The sequence below is a fragment of the Streptomyces sp. HSW2009 genome (assembly GCF_040240285.1).
Classification (GTDB): domain Bacteria; phylum Actinomycetota; class Actinomycetes; order Streptomycetales; family Streptomycetaceae; genus Streptomyces.
In genome coordinates this window covers 1-284 of sequence record NZ_JBEHZD010001238.1, presented here as the reverse complement: position 1 = coordinate 284, position 284 = coordinate 1, and the positions used below count along the sequence as shown (strand labels likewise).

At 52.5% G+C, this 284-nt stretch carries 1 rRNA gene; it reads right to left on the bottom strand.

Annotated elements, in window-relative coordinates:
- Positions 1-90: ribosomal RNA gene (rrf, locus tag AAHZ94_RS35330) — 5S ribosomal RNA — on the bottom strand; the annotation flags it as partial.
- Positions 91-284 lie beyond the last annotated feature (194 nt).

The following is a 284-nucleotide window of genomic DNA, read 5'->3' as shown; positions in this document are numbered from 1 at the left end:
GGTCCCCCCTGCAGTACCATCGGCGCTGAAAGGCTTAGCTTCCGGGTTCGGAATGTAACCGGGCGTTTCCCTAACGCGATGACCACCGAAACCCTTTTGGGTTCTAGCGAACAAGCACACTTTTCAATTAATTAAACTTAATGACTCAAATCTCAAATCTGAGAAATTAAGTGGTGCACCGGCGCGACTGTTCGCAACCCGGGAACCACACAGTGAACGCGAGCAACTGAGGACAAGCCCTCGGCCTATTAGTACCAGTCAACTCCACCCCTCACGAGGCTTCC